Genomic DNA, 19,102 nt, shown 5'->3' with positions numbered 1-19,102 from the left:
CCTGGCATTCACACTTCTTCGTCGGTCAGCCAGCCACCATGCTTTTAACCGTCTTCGTTAAACCTTCTATGTGTAACGTGTTGTTTGGCCGAAGCCAGGGGAGCCCGGCCAAACAACAGCAATACATATCAATACCAATAAGGCAAAAACCGCTGAGAAGAAAGGAAAAGTGACGGTTCTTACTACTCATTGCGCAGCGATGGCCCATTAACGCATGATTTATTGAACCACTGCTACCATGACTATTAGAAGGTTTTAACTTCATCGGCCACAAGGCCATATATTACTCGTTTGCAAAGAGTTTTGAGACAAGTTTTCTGTTTTTAGTCTCAAAACTTGCGATTCCGCCGTTCTTTCGGCGTGTCGCCCCTCTGGTCACGGCGTGACCGCCACACATATCCCCACATTCTGGCCCACAAACCCGCACTCGGTCACGACCCCATCGTCGCGGCGCGCTCATATCTTAGGCGACTCCCATTTCGGGCAATAGCCGTCTCGGGCAATGTCGAATTCGAACGACGCAGCACCTCAGCTCAGTCGTAGCGATTTGATTTCTCGATCTTCCTCAGAAACCGATCCACATCCTCCACGGTGCGCAACACGTGCCCCTGGCTGGCGGGATCCGCCGCGAGGCGCTCGAGATAATCCCCCAGATACCGCTCAAGTCGCGCGTTGAGCTCACCGCTCGCCAGGCTCGCCCGCCTGCTCGCCCTCGCGTAAGCATCGGCGTCCACGCGAAGATTCAGGACGATCGTGTTGTCATCCATGTCTCGCTCCTTTGCCATCCATGGTCGACGATTAGTCGTTATTCCCATTATTCCACAGGCCTTCGCCGAATACCTGTTTCCAACAGCACAATCGTCTTTGCACATCATCGTTGAATCAACCGCATTGTTCTTATCCCTCATCCATAGTTAATGAACGGGCTCATATCGAAGCCATTCGCCGACGAATACCAAGAATGGTTTTGATGAGCTGCTTAGATGCCGCCGATGTCGAGCTTGTTAGAGTCTGTTGGAACGACATTTCGCAGCTGAGATTTACGGTTGGCCGTTGTGGCGAAATGCTATGGAGACTGCCGACATCGTATAGCCCCAGCCCTCGGTCCAATCCTGCAAGAAAGAGACGGGGGCAGGCAGCAAATCTTTAAAAATCAGCCAATGCCACAAGCACCAGTAACAGGATCGCACCCATTACCCAAAGGCTTTTGGTTCTCGAGCATTGATTGCCACGCTGATCCACCACTTGATGGTGCCGAGGGCGCGGGCACGTACCAGTTGTGGCCGCCACCCGTGTAACCACCACCGGAATAGCCACTAGACTGCGACGGAGCCTGCGCCTGCTGCTGGGCCTGGCTGTCAGTCGACTGCTTCGCCTGCACACTCGCGTTCACCCCATTGATCGCGTCATCCAACGCCTTCGAGGCGTTCTGGAGATCCGCGAGCTTGGGGTTCTTGCTGGACAAGAGCTCGTTAGCGTTGTCGATCGCCTGCGACAGCGCGCTGCGAGTAGCGTCATCAGCGACATTCCCCGCGGACGACTCCAGCAGCTGCTTGGCCTGGTCAATCTTCGCCTTCAACGCCGCCTCGGCGTCCTTGGCGGCCTTCGCGTCACGCGATTTGAGCACGGCACGAGCGTCCGACTCGACACTCCCCCGCGCCTTATCCAACGCGCGCCACTGGGACTCGGCCGTGCGCTCCTGGTCCTTCGCCCCCGACAGCGACGACGCCTCGCAGCCCGGCAACGGGCCACGCTCCAAACGCAGCAAAGTCTTCTCGTCACGCTGCAACACGTTCCAAGTCTTCACATCGGCGACATCCGACTTCTGCACTTTCAACGCGTCGGTGACCTTCGCGCTCGTGGGCTTGCCGGAAAGCGTCTTAATCTGACGCGAATACGACACGCAACCCGCCTGCGCGCTGTTACGTGCGTGCGCGGACCAAGCCACGCCACCACCAACGCAAACGCACACTGCTACTCCAGCCGCAACCCACGGCCACACGCGATGCCACCACGGTTTGTTCTCCCCACCGGCCTCGCTGCCGGCAGGCTCCACGTCACTCACGCTCTCCAGACCAGTGGCTTCAAGTTCCGTTAAGTCAGTCTTCTCATCTTTCATATCCATATTCCCTCATTTTACGGAAACATGTCCATAACACTACATGCCTATACGTTTACAGCCCTGTGGTTCCTCGTCCTATAAGCCTTAAGCCACGGCCTTGCGAGGTGTGATCTGCAGCTCCCATCCGAGCTCGCGAATGGCACTGAGGATGGTGCGGAACGAGGGGTTGGCGTCCTTGCTGAGCGAATGGTAGAGGCTGGAGCGCCCCACGTCGGCCCGGCGGGCGATGTCGCTCATCTTGCGCTCGGCGGTGGCGGCGTCCCGAAGCACCGCGAGCATGGTGCTGGCGGCCTCCTGGTCGTCGTCGATGGCGCTGGCCTCGGCGAAGCTGTCGTTGATATAGTCCGCTATCTCCTGCTTGCTCCGGAGATGGTCGGAGATGTCGTATTCCTTGAATTCAGTCATGGTGTGTGGGTCCTTTTCAACCGTATCTTTTTGCCATATGGACTTTCCGTCGATTCGCGTAGACGTGGCCCGATCATTTTTTCGGAGCCGCCCGCGCCTTCCATTCCCGGCACATCTTTTTGGCGCGGGCGATGTCACGGCGCTGGGACCCCTTGTCGCCGCCGGCGAGCAAAAGGATTAGCTCCCGGCCTGAGAACATATAGTAGACCCGGTAGCCAGGACCCTTGTGAAAACGGCGCTCATGCACCCCGTCCTTGAGGTCCTTGCAATCCCCGGTCACTTTCCCTGTGGCCTTTATCCGCTCGATCCAGAAGTTGACGCTATTCCTGGCATGGGCGTCGGGCAGGGTGTCAATCCACCCCTCGAACTCGTCGGATGCCAAAACTCTCATATAAAAAGTGTATCATATATAAGACATTCTGCCCATCGGTCAGTACCGTAGGGGACCGATTCAGAAGGCGGCCTCCTAGATGCTGTAGATATGCAGACGTCCACAACCCCACATATCTACAGGAATCATCCCGTGCTGGCGGGAAGCTCAGTTGTATGCTTGAACTTAATAGGACGGTCTTCGGCTCTGAATAGGGACATGGATCGTCCTATCTGATCCTCATGACGAGAATCATCCCCTCGCCGGTGGGGAGCACAGTTGCAAAAGTCAACAATAACGACGAAACAAAAAGACCAGAAACTTGGTTTCATTCAGTTTGGCTCAAAAAATTGGAGTTTTCGCCCAATAATCAAGCCAAGAGAACTACAACAAATCTCCGGTCTTCAAAATCTCAACTAGACTGATTCGCAGCCTCAGGCGACGTACTTGGCGGGGTCGGCGGCGAAGGACTTGGCGCAGTTGTCGCTGCAGAAGTAGTAGGTCTTGCCGTTGTAGTCCTGGCTGCCGGCGGCGGTCTTCGGGTCGATCATCATGCCGCAGACCGGGTCCTTGACGGTGCTGGCGTCGCCGTTCATGTTCATATCCATAGTGGTTCCTTCTTTCGCTTTTGCGGATTGGCTGTTCATTTGCGGCGCATCCGAAGACGCGTCAACAGATTTCTGTCCAGATTTCTTTTCCGGGACTTCGACATCTTTCGTAGCACCTTTGAGTTCGACGTGACGTTCACGCAACTTGAAGGTGAAATGGCGCGGCTTGACCGTAGCCGGGTTGAACGAACGCAGGCGATTAGCGTTCAACACCACAGAGAGCGACGAGAACGCCATCGCGGCACCGGCGATCATTGGGTTCAGCATGATATGCCAGAGCGGGTAGAGGATGCCGGCGGCGATGGGGATGCCGATGCCGTTGTAGCCGAAGGCGAAACCGAGGTTCTGCTTGATGTTGCGCATGGCCGCGCGCGACAGGTCGATGGCGGTCACCAAACCGGTGAGGCTTCCTGAGACCAGCGTGATGTCCGAGGACTCGATGGCCACGTCGGTGCCGGTGCCGATGGCGAAGCCGACATCGGCGGCCGCGAGCGCCGGGGCGTCATTAATGCCATCGCCGACCATGCCAACCATGTGGCCCTCGTTCTGCAAGCGTACGATCTCCTCGGCTTTGCGTTCGGGGCGTACGCCTGCGATGATGCGATCAACACCGACTTCATTAGCCATGGCGGTCGCGGTCGTCTTGTTGTCGCCAGTGAGCATGACCACTTGCAGGCCACGCTCACGAAGGGCTGCGATAGCCTTCGCCGAATCCGGTTTGACGGTATCCGCTACAGCCAGCACGGCGACCAACTTGCCATCGACGGCTGCCAGAATCGGGGTCTTGCCTTTCTGCGCATACTCAGCAAACAGCTTTTCGACATGGCTGGATTGTGAATGACCAGTATGCCCGGAGTCGGTTTTGCTGTGATCTGATACCTTCGTCTTTTTACCGTTTTCGGCAGTAGCAAGACTTTCGTTGTCACCATTTGCAGATGATGAAGCGGGAATACTGATGCCGCGGCCTTTCATCAGTCCGACATTGCCGACGATGACATCGTGGCCAGAGACTTTGGCCACCACCCCGCTGCCCGGCACGGCTTCGAAAGAATCAGCCTCGGGTACGCTCAATTTGCGCTGTTCAGCACCTTTGACGATAGCCTGCGCCAGCGGATGCTCGGAAACCTGCTCGGCCCCGGCAATCAGGGAGAGCAGATTGTCCCGCTGCTTTTGCGTATTGGATTTGTCATTATCATCTTTAGCCGCAGTGTCACCAACCCAACCGATGTCGGTCAGCTCCGGCTTGCCACGAGTGATGGTGCCGGTTTTGTCGAGCACGACGGTATCGACGTCACGCGCGGTCTGCAGCGCTTCGGCGGAACGGATAAGCACGCCATAACGCGCTGCCTTGCCAGTGGAAATCGTCACGGAAAGCGGGGTGGCAATACCTAATGCGCACGGGCAAGCGATGACCAAGACGGCCACGGCTGAGACCAGTCCGTAAAGCCCCTGCGGCGCTGGGCCGAAAACCCACCAAATGACGAACGTCCAGATGGCGATAAGAATGACGCCCGGCACGAAGTAACCGGAGATCTTATCGGCAAGCTTTTGAATCGGAGCCTTCGAGGTCTGGGCCGTGCGTACCAGCTTGATGATCTGCGCAAGTACCGTGTCCCGCCCAACTTTGGTGGCTCGATATCGCAGCGTGCCGTTGCAGTTGATGGTCGCGCCGGTTACGTTGTCGCCCTCGCCCTTGGCGACCGGGATGGACTCGCCCGTAATCATGGACTCATCGATGGAGGTCTGGCCGGAAATCACCTTGCCGTCGACCGGCAGCTGCTCCCCCGGCTTGATGACGACGATATCGCCCACCTCGACCTGGTCGGCATTGATGTCGAGCTCCTTGCCGTCACGCACGACATGGGCGGTTTTCGGCGTCAAATTAATCAGCGCACGAATCGATTCGCCAGTGCCAAGACGAGCGTGGGCTTCGAGCAGCTGTCCCAGTAACATCAGCGTGATAATCGTGCCGACAGATTCGTAATACGGTTCGCGAGCGCTCGGCGGCAGAATGCCCGGCACGACAGTGACCACAACACTATACGTATAGGACGCGGCGGTTCCCAGCGCCACCAGCGAGTTCATTTCGGGGGCACGATGCGCGAGCGCCAGCCAGCCGGTGCGGTGAATCGGCCAGCCGGAATAGAACATGACCGGCGTGATGAACACGAACTCCACCCACGGATTAGTGAAGAAATCGATGACTCCCATCGGCACGAACGCCTGCAACCACATGTGGAACATGGCGAAGACGAACACCGGAATCGTCAGCACGGCGGCGACGATAAGCCTGCGATCGAGCGCCTTGATCTCGCTTTTGCGCACGGCGTCCGGGTCGTCGTCCTGGGCTCCCCCAGTGGTTGCGACGGGTTGTGCGGCCACTTGCTTGCTGACTTGACTCATCACTTGCTCCGTTTCTTTTCTCGCGCTGCTCGTCATTTCCGATTTGCCTATTTCAGGCTTGGTGCGTGCCGATTTCGTTTAGCACGCCTTCATTGCTATATATCCGCAGAATCTGAACTCAGCCCTTGTCTTTCGAACCTTTCGGCAGCACATGCACCACGCCGTGCAGCATGTTCATACCGCAGGCATACGGCAGGTCGCCGGGCTTGGTCGGGGTGAACTCGACATCGGTGGTCTTGAACGGCGGCAGCGTCTGGTCGATGCCGAGGTCGCTGAAGACGACATGCGACGAGCATTCGCCATCCTCCTGCCGGTCGAATTGCAGACGGACCGGCGAACCGGCCTCCACGTCGATTTCGGCGGGTGTATACCCACCTTTGACCACGATATGGGCGGTCTGCAACGCGCCTTCACGGCTCGCCTGGGCCGCCTTGCGGGGCGCGAAGAAGTACCAGATGATGGCCGCGCTCACTATCAGCGCGACCAGAACCACCGCGATGTTGCCAACCATGTTCCCCCCACATTCCGCCACCAAGACCGCTCCCGGCAGCTTCGATGTTCGTATTCGCCGTAACTGAAACTCACCATACCCCCCTAGGGTATATAATGTCAATAATTCAGCTCACATCGCAATAAACACGACAAGACGGCGACACTTGCCCGGCGGGAAGGAAATGACAATGGCAGCACACACGCCAAACAGCAGCGAAAATGCCTCCAAACCGGAAGGCGACGGCGCGACCTGCGAGAACTGCGCCCACGTCGGCTACGTGCACGACAAGAAGAAGCTGGTCACCCGCCTGCGTCGCATCGAAGGCCAGGTGCGGGCCATCACCTCGATGGTGGAGAACGACACCTATTGCATCGACATCCTCACCCAGATCGCCGCGTCGAACAGCGCCCTGAAATCCGTCGCTCTTTTGCTCTTGAGCGACCACCTCAACAGTTGCGTTGCCACGGCCGCGGCCAAGGGCGGCCCGGTGGCCGACGAGAAGATGGACGAGGCCATCGCCGCCATCACCCGTCTGGTGAAATCCTGATCCACGAAAGCCGACAACATCGATAGCCGGCCTCCATATTGAGACCGAATATATAAAGCCACCGTTCATACAAAGTCTTTATACATAAAGCCTTCGCATATACAAACGTGTCCCGATTCCCCAACAACAAACAGGGAATCGGGACACATTTTTGATGATATCAAACCGGCGCTTACCGGCTTATGTCAACGCTCCAGGAGAACGCGCAGCTCACTTCTCGCTGTCGGCGCGGGAGTGGCTGTAGATCATCTTCATGGAGCAGATGAAGAGCACCAGCGCGGCGAGGATGATCACGCCGCCGATGATGAACACGTTGGCGTACGAGGACGCCGCGCCCGCCGCGGTGCCGGCGATGCTGCCGCCACCCATGGAGGTCTGCGCCATCATCTGGCCGAAGAGCGCCACACCGATGGAGCCGGTGATGGCCTGGATCAGGTCGTTGAAGCCGAGCGCACGTCCGGACTCCTCGGGCTTCACGGTCAGCGTCGCCGTGTCGACGATCGGCTGGTAGAAGAACGAGGTGCCGAAGTAGTAGAGGCACGGCGCCACGGCGAGGGCCCAGACCGGGCCGGCGGGGATCAGGAACGCGATGGCGATCAGGCCGCCGCCCATGCAGGCGAGGGCGAGGATGACCGAGGCCTTGCGGCCGATGCGCTGGATGATCGGGCCCGCGGCGAAGCCCATGATGGCGGCGAGGATAATCGACCACACCAGCAGGTTGGAGACCTTGGAGGAGTCGATGCCGTAGACGTTCAGGCCGATGTTGTTGACGCCGGCATTGAGCGTGTAGCTGAAGAAGTAGCCGATGAAGATGATCGTCATGGTCACGGCGAAGGCCGGGTTGGTGAGCATCTTCGGGGTGATGAAGGGGTTCTTGGCCTTGTTGATGTAGACCACGAAGGCCACGAGCGTGACGATGCAGGCGATGCCCCAGCCCCAGTTCATATCGGTGAAGAACATGGTGACCGCACCGGCGAACAGGCCGATGAGCGTGAAGCCGACGCCGTCGATATGGGCGCCCTTGGCGTGCTGGTCAGGAAGGTTCTTGGCCAGGGCGGGCAGGAAGAAGATCGCGAGCACGCCGATGCCGAAGAGCCAGCGCCAATCGATCAGGGTCATGTAGCCGGCCAGGAAAACACCCAGCGCGGCGGCGACGCGGAAGACCGCGACGAAGACGCCGTACCACAGCACGCGCTTGCGCTTCTCGACGTACTTGGAGACCAGCACCAGGAAGATGGAGCCGGTGACCTGCCAGCCGATCGACTGCAGCACGCGGGCCGCCACGACGATCCAGATGCCGAAGGTGCCGAAGCAGCCCAGCACGGAGCCGACGACGAAGACGATGGTGCCGTAGATGACCATCTTCTTGAGCGACACGAAGTCACCCAGCGAGCCGTAGATGACGCACACGATGCCCAGCACGATGCCCGGGATCGAGGTGATCAGCGGCGCGAGGCCGGTCTGGCCCAGCTGCTTGCCGATGTTCACGTAGATCATGCCGAACGCCTGCTGCTGCAGCACGCCCAGGGTGTAGATGGCGAGGATGATCGGGATGGCGACCTTGGCCATCTTGTTCATCTTCTCGAACTCCGGGGTCCCCTCCTCAGGAACGGGCGTCCCGTTGCTCTGGTCCTTGACTGCTGTTTCAGTCATTCACTTTCCTTTCCCTAGAAAAGTATGTTGTTATTTCTGTTCACGCTCAACGGATGCGATCCGCTCAACGAAACGCTTACGGAACCGATCGACGTCGACGTCCACGCAGACGGTGACGTTGTGGTCGTCGCTGATGATGCCGTCGTAGTCGACCACGGTGGCGCCAAGGGTCAGGGGGCTGGAGATCTCCACGTCCACGAACGCCTCGCGCATGGTGAACATATCGGGCTCGACCATCGCCAGCGCGGCGGACGGATCGTACATCTTGATGCCGTTCTCGATGTGGCCGCCGTCGTAGGAGCGGAAGAGCGCGCCGATCATGACGCCCACCTCGCCGGTCTCCTCCATGCGCTCGAGGTCGTCGACGACCAGGTGCGCCTTGCGGCCGATGTCGAGGCCGACCATGGTGATGGGCAGGCCGGAGCGGAAGACCATCTTGGCGGCCTCGGGGTCGACGGAGATGTTGAACTCGCCGTAGACGCCGATGTTGCCGCGGGCGGTGGAGCCGCCCATCATCACGATGCGCTCGACATGCTCCTTGACCTCGGGGAACGTGGCGAAGAGCAGCGCGATGTTGGTCAGCGGGCCCAAGGTAAGCAGGGTGACCGGCTCCTCGCTCTCCATGAGCACACGGCGCTCCTCCAGGACCGCGTTGTTGACGGTCAGCAGGGAGGTGTCAGGCTCCGGGAAGTCGAACATGCCCATGCCGCCCTTGCCGTGGGCCTCGGTGGCGAAGCGGTTCTCGCGCATCAGGGGTGCCGCGGCGCCTTTGGCGACGGGAATCCTGCGCCCGAGGAAGGTCAGGAGCTTCAGGGCGTTGTTGGTCGTATGGCCAACGCCGACGTTGCCCGAGACCGAGGCGATGAGCTTGATATCGACGCTGGGTTCATCAACCAAAAGGGTGATGGCGGCGGCGTCGTCGATGCCGGGATCGGTGTCGATGATCAATGGTTTTCTGGTGTTCATTTGTTATTCCTCCATATCGACAATTAGTGATAATTGAGAATATTTGCCTTTCCGGAGCATGGATTTCCCACCATGTGCCTGGATTCGGTTTTTGGGTTGTGGTTTGTGGTTTGAGTTGTAGTTTTCGGTGTGATTTACGGTTTATCTTTGTGACGGTTGTTTGGCGCCACTCTCACAGGCGTTCTCGAGCGCGTCGACGAAGCGCGGAACGGTGAAGATGGTCTCCTTGAGCCCCGCGCCTTGGGCCACCCTGGTGATCGGCGGCGGCGTGACGTAGGACCTGCGCAACACGTCGGCATGTGAGAAGACCTCTTCAGGAGTGCCGTCGATGAGCACCTCGCCTTGGCACATCACGATGACACGGTCGAAGTTGGCGACCACGAATTTCATATCGTGGCTGATGGCGATGCACATCTTGCCTTGACGCTTCAGCTCGCCGATCAGATCGTGCAGCCGCGCGTCCCCCGCGTAATCCTGCCCGCAGGTCGGCTCGTCGAAGACCACCGCATCGGGGTCCATCATCACCACCGCCCCGATGCCGCAGAACTTCTTCTCCGTGGGGCTCAGATCGGCGGGATGGACGTCCAGCTTGTCTTGCAAACCGGTCAATGCCGCGACTTCGGCGATACGACGCTCGATGGTGGCCTCGTCCATGCCGATGTTCCTCGGGCCGAACGCGAACTCCTCACGCACGGTCTCCAGGAAAAGCTGGTCGTCGGGATTCTGGAAGACGTAGCCCACCCGCTTGGACCACTCCGCGGTCGTGCGCTCGGAGATCTCGATCCCGTCAATCTGTAACGAACCCTGCGTCGGTCGCAGTATCCCGTTGAGCTGCTTGGCGAGCGTCGTCTTGCCCGCGCCGTTCTGCCCGATGATGGCCACGGATTGGTCGCCTTCGAAGCGGAGGTTGACGTCGTGGAGGGCCTGACGGCCGGCCTGGTAGCTGTAGCCCACATCGTTCAATTCGATCTTCATCGCCCAAGCACCTCCTTGGCCATCGCCACACTCTCGTCGTAGGTGATCGCGAGTTTCCCGTCGCCGAGACCGCGCTGGTTGAGACCTTGCGAAAGCCTGACGTAATCGGGAGCGTCGATGCCGTAACGGTTGAGATCAGGGGTGGAGAATACTTCCTGCGGGCTTCCGGAGAGCCTGACCCGGCCGTGGTCCATCACCACGACGGTATCGGCGTACTGCGCCACCCGTTCCATGTCGTGATCGACCATGATGACGGTGACCCCGGAGGCGTTGAGCTGCTTGACGATGTCGAAGATCTCGGAGGCGCCGAGCGGGTCGAGCTGTGTGGTGCACTCGTCGAGCACGAGGATGTTGGGCTCCAGAATGAACGTGGAACCGAACGCGACGCGCTGCACCTGCCCACCTGAAAGCTCCAGCGGGTCGCGGTCGAGCAGGTCCTCGATGTGCATGAGCTGCGCGACTAGCTTCACCCGGCGGCGCATCTCCTCGCGCGAGACGCCCCGATTGCCCAAACCGTAGGCGAGTTCCTCGGCGACGGTTCCCGAAGCGTAGGTGAGCTGGTTGAACGGATTCTGGAACACCAAGCCGATATAGTTCGACAGATCGGCCACGCTGGCCTCGGCCGTATTCGCGCCGTTGACGCGAACGCCGCCCTCGCTGTTGCCGTTGAAATAATGCGGGATAAGCCCGACCAACGCATTGCACAGCGTGGTCTTGCCCGCGCCGTTGGCACCGACGACGCACAGGAACTCCCCCTCACGCACGGTGAGGCTCACATCCTCGATCGCCGGGGCCTCGGCATCCTGATAGGTGAACGAATACCGTTCGACCTCAACGACTGGATTCATCGCGCACCTCCCCACGGATAGGTCACCAGAAGCGTTCCGGTGCGGTCGAGGACCGAAAGGACGAGGACCACGGCGAAGGCCGCGACCAGCGACCACAGCGCCACGGCGTCCTTGGACGACCAGGGAACCTCGACATAGTTGGTGCGGCGCACGCCCTTGACCCCGAAACCGCGGGTCTCCAGCGTCATGCCACGCTCTTGGGCGTCGGTCAGCGATGACATGACCACCGGGCCCATCAGCGGCAGGAACGCCTTGAAACGTGAAACCAGGCCACCGCCTGTGGCGAGTCCGCGCGCGCTTTGCGCCTGGCGGATCACAGTGGTCTTGCGCTGCATCTGCGGCACCACATTCAGCGAGGCGAAAATCAGATAACCGACCTTGCTCGGGCAGCCGATCCGGTTCAATGCGGCCACCAGCGAGCCGATATAGGTCGTCTTGTTGGCGATATAGAAACTGCCAAGGAAAACCAGCACCGTGACCACGATCTTCGCGGCGTAGAGCACGCCCTGCAGCCCGAGCTGGGCGAAACCGAAATCGGCGATGACGGTGGTGTTCTTGGGGCTATACAGGCCTTGGATGAACACCAGCATGACGGCCATCGGAATACCAAACCCGAACATCATCTTGGAGAACGGCTTCAGGCAGCCAATCCGCCATGCCAGGACGAACAGCAGGACCACGAGGACAAGCCCCAGCGAGAAATCAGGCCAGACCAGCGCGACGAGGCCCAGCACGAAGACGCCAAGGAACTTGACCAGCGGATTGGCCTTGCCCATCGCCCCCGGCGCATCGTGCACCGCGTCGGCCTTGCGCAGGCGCTCGTCCATCTGCGCATCGCTCGGCAGAGCGTTGAGATTAGTGTTGCCGTCCCTGCCCTTCCGCACATCGGCGAGGAGGGATTCGAGGTCATAGCCGTGGGCCGCCACGTCGGCTTTGATCGGTTTGAAATCGGTGGTCTTGATATTGCCCGAGGCATACTGGCTCATGAAGCGGCGCGGAATCTTGCGCACCACCATGGTGACGATGACCAGCGTGATGCCCTTGTCGACCAGGTTCTCCAGCATCGAGGAGGAGAAGACCGAGACGAGGATGTCCTTCCATGCCACGGTGAGCGCCGCGGTGAGCACGGAGGTGCCGTTGACGCCCGTGGCGCCGCCGTAGACGAACACGGTGATCGTGGAGGCGGTGACGGTGTTGACCGCGGAGCAGGCCAGCCAGATCAGGACGGCGCCCCAGAACTTCCTGAGCAGCCCGGCCTTGACCATGTAGCCGATCACGAGGCCGCACAGCACGCTCGAGAGCGCGTAGGGAAGGTAGACGGGGTTGGCCACGATGGCCAGGAAGACGTTGGTCAGCAGGCCGCAGAGCGCGGCGACCCAAGGCCCGCTCAGGCAGGCGATCACCATGGTGCCGATCATGTCCATGAACAACGGCAGCTTCAGCGTCGAGCACAAGGTTCCGCCGATGAGGTTGATGCCGACGGCGATAGGAATCAACACAAGGGATTTCGTTGAGAATTGCGAGGCCATGCTATGAAGCGCTTTATCCCACAACGTTGCTTTCATACCACCTTTACCAATCTTTCATGACCGGCACAGCATCATTGCCCGCAGCTATACCTGTTGAGAGACGATTTTCCTGAAAAATTCCTTCTTGATTAAAACCGATAAACCCCAAATGTCGCGATAATTAGTCAACCGTTTTCCAACTGACCGAAACACGACAAGAGGTTGATAGTAAACTACCGGCTACAGGAACGCAACCTGTCTAGTTTTTCTCACCGATAGCTGATTGCCTTCCATTGATCCGGCTTTTCTGATAGCCGCCGGCAAACGAGGTTCGAAACGCCGCGAAACCTGGGATTCCCGCCACAACGCACGATGCCCGCCACGGCCTTTCGACCATGACGGGCATCGCGAATCCTGTGAGAAATCTCTCGGTGTGTCCGGCTATTTCACGCTATTTCAACCTATTCCAAGCTACTCCAACTCGAGCTTGCCGGTGTAGAGCTGGTAGTACTCACCGTGCTGGGCGATGAGCTCGTCGTGGGTGCCGCGCTCGATGATGTTGCCATGGTCGAGCACCATGATGACGTCGGAGTTGCGCACGGTGGAGAGGCGGTGGGCGATGACGAAGACGGTGCGGCCGTTCATCAGCGCGTCCATGCCCTGCTCCACGACCTCCTCGGTGCGGGTGTCGATGGAGCTGGTGGCCTCGTCGAGGATCATGGCGGGCGGGTCGGCCACGGCGGCGCGCGCGATGGAGATCAGCTGGCGCTGGCCTTGCGAGAGGCCGGAGCCGTCGCCCTGCAGCACGGTGTCGTAACCCTGCGGCAGCATGCGGATGAATCCGTCGGCGTTGGTGCGTTTGGCGGCGGCGACGCACTCCTCGTCGGTGGCGTCGAGCTTGCCGTAGCGGATGTTGTCGAGCACGGAGCCGGTGAAGAGGTTGACGTCCTGCAAGACGATGCCCAGCGAGCGGCGCAGGTCGGCCTTCTTGATGTTCTTCACATCGATGCCGTCGTAGAGGATCTGGCCGTGCTGGATGTCGTAGAAGCGGTTGATGAGGTTGGTGATGGTGGTCTTGCCCGCGCCGGTGGCGCCGACGAGCGCGACCTTCTGGCCCGGCTTGGCGAACCAGGTGATGTCGTGCAGCACGGTCTTGTCGGGGTTGTAACCGAAGGAGACGTTGGTGAAGCGCACGTCGCCGCGCAGCAGCGTCAGCCGTCCGTCGGGCGAGGTGATGGCCTTCTCGTGGGCCTTCATCGCCACCTCGCGGGCCGAGCCCTTGAGCTTCTTGGCGGCCTCGAGCGAGCGGGTGCCGTCGTCGTCCGCGGCGCGCTTCCATGCCCAGTGGCCGGTCTCGTGGTCCACTTCCGCCATGGTGCGACCGTCCTCGCCGAGCTCCACGCTCACCAGGCGCACGGTGCCGTTGTCGGATTCGGCGGGCTCGTCGATGAGGTTGAAGATTCGGGCGGCGCCGGCGAGCGCCATCATGATCATGTTGATCTGCGAGGAGATCTGGCTGACCGGGTTGATCAGCGCCTTGGAGAGCGTGAGGAACGAGACGATCATGCCCAGCGTCAGCGGCCCCCTGTTGCCGATGCCGAAGTTGAACCAGCCGTTGATGCCGGCGACGCCGCCGACGATGGCGAGCAGCACGTAGAGCACGTTGCCCATGTTGCCGATCACCGGCATGGTGATGTTGGCGTAGAAGTTGGCCTGCGAGGAGGCGTGGAAGAGCTCCTCGTTCTTCTTGTCGAAGCGGGCCTGGGTGGCGTTCTCGTGGTTGAAGACCTTGATGACCTTCTGGCCGTTGACGGATTCCTCCACGAAGGCGTTGACGTCGCCGATGGTCTCCTGCTGACGCACGAAGTAGCGTCCGGAACGGCTGACGATCACACGGACCACCAGGAGCATCAGGATCACGAAGACGATGGTGAAGACGGTGAACGGCACGGAGAGCCACAGCATCGCGCAGAGGGCGGCGACCACGGAGGCCCCGGAGATCAGCAGCTGCGGCAACGACTGCGAGACCATCTGGCGCAGGGTGTCGGTGTCGTTGGTGTAGCGGCTCATCATGTCGCCGTGCTCGTGGGTGTCGAAGTAGCGGATCGGCAGCTTCTGCTGGTGCTCGAACATCTCGTCGCGCACCGTCTTCAAGACGCCTTGCTCGATGCCGACGACGGTGTAGTTCCAGATGAGCGAGCAGACCATGCCGAGCGCGTAGATGGAGCCGACGATGATGGTCATGTGGATGAGCGGGCCCCAGTCGGGGGTCTGCGCGTGGATGAAGGGCATGATGCAGTTGTCAATCAGCGGCTGCAGCACGAAGGAGGGCAGTGACTGGGTGCAGGCGCACACCAGGATGCCGATGATCACCACGGTGCACTGCCAGCGGTAGTGGAAGATGTATTTGAGCAACCGCTTGATGGTGCCCTTCGGGGCCTTGCGTGAAGGCGGCATGCCCTGCTTGCCCTGCACGGCCTGCTTGTTCCGCTGGTTCTGCTGGTTCTGCGCGACCTGCTTCGCCTGCGCAGCCTGGGTAGTCTGAGCAATCTGCGTGTCTTGTGTCGTCTGCGTCGCCTCTGTCGTGTTCACGGTTTCCGTATTCTCACTCATCGTCGTCATCCCCCTTGCCCTGGTTCTTGGTCTGGGATTCGTAAATCGAACGGTATTCCTCGCACGTCTCCAACAGCTCGTCGTGGGTGCCGTGGTCGAGGATATGGCCCTCGTCCATGACGATGATCTCGTCGGACTCCTCGACGGAGGCCACACGCTGGGCGATGATGATCTTCGTGGTGTCGGGGATCTCGGTGGCGAAGGCGTGGCGGATGAGCTGGTCGGTCTTGGTGTCCACCGCGCTGGTGGAGTCGTCGAGGATGAGGATCTTCGGCTTCTTGAGCAGGGCGCGCGCGATGCACAGGCGCTGGCGCTGGCCGCCGGAGACGTTGGAGCCGCCCTCCTCGATATAGGTGTCGTAGCCCTTGGGGAACTCGTTGATGAACCCGTCGGCCTGGGCGAGCTTGCAGACGCGCCGCACATCCTCGTCGGTGGCGTCGGGATTGCCCCAGCGGATGTTCTCGGCGATGGTGCCGGTGAAGAGCACGTTCTTCTGCAGCACCATGGCCACCGCGTCGCGCAGAGCGACCAGGTCGTAGTCGCGCACGTCGTGGCCGCCGACCTTCAGCGAGCCGGAGCTGACGTCGTAAAGCCGCGGGATGAGCTGCACCAGGCTGGATTTCGAGGAGCCGGTGCCGCCGACGATGCCGATGGTCTTGCCGCTGGCGATGTCGAGGTTGATGTCGTCCAAGACGGGTTTCTCGGAACCTTCGGAATAACGGAAGGTGACGTGGTCGAAGTCGATGGACCCGTCGGGCACCACGTCGATCGGATGGCTGTTGTCGCGCACGGTGCTCACTTCGTTGAGCACCTGGCAGATACGCTCGGCGTCGGCGCGCGAGATGACGACCATGACCACGATCATCGAGACCATGTTCAACGACATCAGGATCTGCATGGCGTAGGTGACCAGCGCAGTCAGATCGCCGGTCGTCAGGCCCAGCGCCGGATTGTTGTGCGAGGCGACGATCTGCTTGGTGCCCATCCACGAGATGATGAGCATCGCGCCGTAGATGCAGGTGTTGAGGATCGGCCAGTTGAAGGCCATCACGTGCTCGGCCTTGCAGTAGAGCGTGAAGATGCGCTGCGAGACGCGGCCGAACTTATGGTCCTCGTGCTCCTCGCGGTCGTAGGACTTGACCACGCGGATACCCTGCAGGTTCTCGTCGACGATGTTGTTGAGGTGGTCGTAGGTATGGAAGACCTTCTCGAAGATCGGGTGCACCGAAAGCGCCAGGGCCGTGAGCCCCACACCCAGAATCGGGATGATGATCAAAAAGACCATCGAGATCGAGTGGCTGATGCGGAAGGAGAAGAACCATGCGACGACCACCATGATCGGGGCTCGCACCGCCACGCGGATGATCAGCTGGAAGGCGAACTGGATGTTGGTCACATCGGTGGTGAGCCTGGTGATGATGGAGCCGGTGGAGAACCGGTCGATGTTGGTGAAGCTGAAGGACTGCACCTTCTCGAAGAGGTCGTGGCGCAGGTTCTTGGCGAAACCGGACGAGGCGATGGCGGCATAACGGCCCGACATGAACCCGGCGAAGAGCGAGAGCACCGCGCAGCCCAGCAGGATCATGCCGAACTTCCAGATCGCGGGCATCGAACCGCCGGCCACGCCCTGGTCGATCATCTGGGCCATGATGGTGGGAATCAGAATCTCCAAGATGCTTTCGATGGCCACGAAACCGGGCGCCAGCCAGCTCTCGCGCTTGTATTCGCGCAGGCTGTGCATCAGGGTCCGTATCAGGTGCTTCGGGCGCTCCGGCGCCTGCGTGGCCAATTCCTTACCTTGGGGAGCATCAAGTGTCTTGCTCATCCATCCCTCTTTCATCTTTCGCTCTCAAAACCGCTGGCTCTCCCCTTGACTTGCGTCCCGCTCCGGAGGTGGAAAAACACCGCTCACGATGCCGCCAAAACACCCGAAACGAGGGACGATAGAACCCGGCTGACTATCGACTAGGCTATTACATCCCGGCTACAACAACGTGGTCGAAATCACTTGCGCCACGCCGATATTCGACACCCCCGCCCCTGTCACTTAAACGATGATTTTCCGCTCTGAGCGAATAATCAAAAAACCGCGAAATCCCGTTTTCGTTGTTCCGCAAGGTAAAAATCCACGCGAATCCCCGGCAATGATTTGCATCACACCGGATTTACGTCATCGCATTCAACAAAAATTGGTAAAATACCTACCAGCCGGACGGTAACCATGACGTTACCGATGAATCCAAGGAGGACTGCATGGCTGCAGAAATATATGTGACACCAGCAAACCTGGCGCCCGACACCCAAAAACCGCTTGAGCACAAGATCCGCTTCGCCACCGGTTTCGCGCTGGTCTCCATCCTGTGGGCCATCCCCTTCTCCATGGGCTCGGGCGTGCTGCTGCCGCAGGTCTTCTCCGGCATCAAGGGCATCAGGCCCGAGGACGCGCTGGGCACCATGAACGCGGTGAGCTCGATCTTCGCCCTGGTCTCCAACATCGTCTTCGGCACCTTCTCCGACATCTCGAAGTTCAAAATCGGCAAGCGCACCCCCTGGATCGTCGCGGGCGGCGTCATCGGCGCGGCCGGCTACTTCCTCACCGCCCACTCCACCTCGCTGGTCTGGATGGTCATCGGCTGGTGCATCGTCCAGGTCGGCATCAACTGCCTGATCGCCCCCGCCGTCGCGGTGCTCTCCGACCGCATCCCCGAGGACGTGCGCGGCACCTTCTCCGCCCTCTACGGCGCCGGCCAGATCGTCGGCATGCAGGTCGGCAACTTCGTCGGCAGCTTCTTCCTCACCAAGCTCAACACCGGCCTGACCATCGGCACCTGCATCTTCCTGTTCTCCGGCCTCATCACCGTGCTCATCTGGCCGCGCGAGAAGTCCGCCGAGAACAACACCAAGGCCACCTCGGTCTCCGAGATCCTCAAGTCCTTCATTCCCCCGACCAGCAACTGCCGCGACTTCTATCTCGCCCTGTTCGGCCGTCTCGCCTTCGTCATCGGCACGTTCATGATCTCCGGCTACCTGCTGCTAATCCTCGAGCGCTACGTCAACCTGTCCGTCAATGACGCCGGCAAGGCCATGCAGATCATGTCGATCATCACGCTGGTCACCACCATCCTCGCCTCGATGGTCTCCGGCCCGCTCTCCGACTTCCTGCACCGCCGCAAGTTCATCGTCGCCCTCGCCTGCGTCATCATCGCGCTCGGCATGCTCGTGGCCTGGCTCGTCCCGACGACCACCGGCATCTATGTCTACGCCGCCCTCGCCGGTCTCGGCAACGGCTGCTACATGTCCGTCGACCAGGCGCTGAACGTCGACGTCCTGCCCAACCCGCAGGAGGCCGGCAAGGACCTCGGCATCCTGAACCTCGCCAACACCATCGGCCAGGCCCTCGCCCCGGCGTTCACCTCGCTGTTCATCCGCATCTGCGGTGGCTACAAGGGCGTCTTCCCCGTCGCCGTCGCCTTCCTGCTGGTGGGCACCATCTTCATCATGATGATCCGCAAGGTGAAGTAAGCGGAGATGGCATAACGCCTCTCCAAACCCCACGAATCCATGACAGGGCCCCGCAAGTCAGCACGACCG

General features: G+C 60.2%; 15 protein-coding genes and 1 pseudogene. 2 read left to right on the top strand and 14 right to left on the bottom strand.

Annotated features, from left to right (window positions below):
• Positions 1 to 533: 533 nt before the first annotated feature.
• The 6 genes from OZY47_RS02110 to OZY47_RS02085 all read right to left on the bottom strand — a co-directional run bounded on the left by OZY47_RS02110 (position 534) and on the right by OZY47_RS02085 (position 6,419).
• A complete protein-coding gene (locus tag OZY47_RS02110; protein ID WP_277178301.1) occupies positions 534 to 767 on the bottom strand; it encodes a hypothetical protein in 234 nt (77 codons plus the stop codon).
• A 386-nt stretch (positions 768 to 1,153) separates the two neighbouring features.
• Positions 1,154 to 2,125: an FIVAR domain-containing protein gene (locus OZY47_RS02105; protein WP_277178299.1), complete on the bottom strand. Its 972-nt coding sequence runs from the start codon at positions 2,123 to 2,125 to the stop codon at positions 1,154 to 1,156.
• Positions 2,126 to 2,206: 81 nt separating this feature from the next.
• Complete coding sequence (locus tag OZY47_RS02100; protein WP_277178298.1) at positions 2,207 to 2,527, bottom strand: addiction module antidote protein; 321 nt, start codon at positions 2,525 to 2,527, stop codon at positions 2,207 to 2,209.
• 73 nt (positions 2,528 to 2,600) lie between these two features.
• Positions 2,601 to 2,918, bottom strand: coding sequence for a type II toxin-antitoxin system RelE/ParE family toxin (locus OZY47_RS02095; RefSeq protein ID WP_277178297.1), 318 nt, complete (start codon positions 2,916 to 2,918; stop codon positions 2,601 to 2,603).
• Positions 2,919 to 3,331: 413 nt separating this feature from the next.
• Positions 3,332 to 5,908: a heavy metal translocating P-type ATPase gene (locus OZY47_RS02090; protein WP_277178296.1), complete on the bottom strand. Its 2,577-nt coding sequence runs from the start codon at positions 5,906 to 5,908 to the stop codon at positions 3,332 to 3,334.
• Positions 5,909 to 6,026: 118 nt separating this feature from the next.
• Positions 6,027 to 6,419: a cupredoxin domain-containing protein gene (locus OZY47_RS02085; protein WP_277178295.1), complete on the bottom strand. Its 393-nt coding sequence runs from the start codon at positions 6,417 to 6,419 to the stop codon at positions 6,027 to 6,029.
• Between the two features lie 259 nt (positions 6,420 to 6,678).
• Between OZY47_RS02085 and OZY47_RS02080 the strand changes: the two genes are divergently transcribed.
• On the top strand, positions 6,679 to 6,948 hold the full coding sequence (locus tag OZY47_RS02080; RefSeq protein ID WP_277179059.1) for a metal-sensitive transcriptional regulator: 270 nt from the start codon (positions 6,679 to 6,681) through the stop codon (positions 6,946 to 6,948).
• Positions 6,949 to 7,158: 210 nt separating this feature from the next.
• Here OZY47_RS02080 and OZY47_RS02075 read toward each other — a convergent pair whose 3' ends face one another.
• The 8 genes and pseudogenes from OZY47_RS02075 to OZY47_RS02045 all read right to left on the bottom strand — a co-directional run bounded on the left by OZY47_RS02075 (position 7,159) and on the right by OZY47_RS02045 (position 17,336).
• Complete coding sequence (locus tag OZY47_RS02075; protein WP_277178294.1) at positions 7,159 to 8,601, bottom strand: MFS transporter; 1,443 nt, start codon at positions 8,599 to 8,601, stop codon at positions 7,159 to 7,161.
• 30 nt (positions 8,602 to 8,631) lie between these two features.
• Entirely contained in the window at positions 8,632 to 9,567 is a 936-nt protein-coding gene (locus OZY47_RS02070; RefSeq protein WP_277178293.1) for a nucleoside hydrolase, read from the bottom strand.
• Between the two features lie 141 nt (positions 9,568 to 9,708).
• Entirely contained in the window at positions 9,709 to 10,542 is an 834-nt protein-coding gene (locus tag OZY47_RS02065) for an ATP-binding cassette domain-containing protein (RefSeq protein WP_277178292.1), read from the bottom strand.
• Positions 10,539 to 11,390: an ATP-binding cassette domain-containing protein gene (locus tag OZY47_RS02060; protein ID WP_277178291.1), complete on the bottom strand. Its 852-nt coding sequence runs from the start codon at positions 11,388 to 11,390 to the stop codon at positions 10,539 to 10,541. The genes OZY47_RS02065 and OZY47_RS02060 overlap by 4 nt, the downstream gene beginning before the upstream one ends.
• On the bottom strand, positions 11,387 to 12,166 hold the full coding sequence (locus OZY47_RS08470; protein WP_348519398.1) for an energy-coupling factor transporter transmembrane component T: 780 nt from the start codon (positions 12,164 to 12,166) through the stop codon (positions 11,387 to 11,389). The genes OZY47_RS02060 and OZY47_RS08470 overlap by 4 nt, the downstream gene beginning before the upstream one ends.
• A gap of 183 nt (positions 12,167 to 12,349) precedes the next feature.
• Positions 12,350 to 12,955 (bottom strand): annotated as a pseudogene (locus tag OZY47_RS08465) (ECF transporter S component); the annotation flags it as partial.
• A gap of 414 nt (positions 12,956 to 13,369) precedes the next feature.
• Positions 13,370 to 15,355, bottom strand: a complete 1,986-nt coding sequence (locus tag OZY47_RS02050) for an ABC transporter transmembrane domain-containing protein (RefSeq protein ID WP_277179057.1) — start codon at positions 15,353 to 15,355, stop codon at positions 13,370 to 13,372.
• Between the two features lie 148 nt (positions 15,356 to 15,503).
• Positions 15,504 to 17,336 carry an ABC transporter ATP-binding protein gene (locus tag OZY47_RS02045; RefSeq protein ID WP_277178289.1) on the bottom strand — a complete coding sequence of 611 codons (1,833 nt, stop codon included), beginning with the start codon at positions 17,334 to 17,336 and terminating at the stop codon, positions 15,504 to 15,506.
• Positions 17,337 to 17,764: 428 nt separating this feature from the next.
• On the opposite strand from OZY47_RS02045, the gene OZY47_RS02040 reads away from it, so the two are divergent.
• Positions 17,765 to 19,033, top strand: a complete 1,269-nt coding sequence (locus tag OZY47_RS02040; RefSeq protein WP_277178288.1) for an MFS transporter — start codon at positions 17,765 to 17,767, stop codon at positions 19,031 to 19,033.
• Positions 19,034 to 19,102 lie beyond the last annotated feature (69 nt).

It is taken from the genome of Bifidobacterium sp. ESL0790 (assembly GCF_029395435.1).
Taxonomy (GTDB): domain Bacteria; phylum Actinomycetota; class Actinomycetes; order Actinomycetales; family Bifidobacteriaceae; genus Bifidobacterium.
Note: the sequence above shows the minus strand (reverse complement) of the source record. Positions and strands in the feature narration are given on the sequence as shown.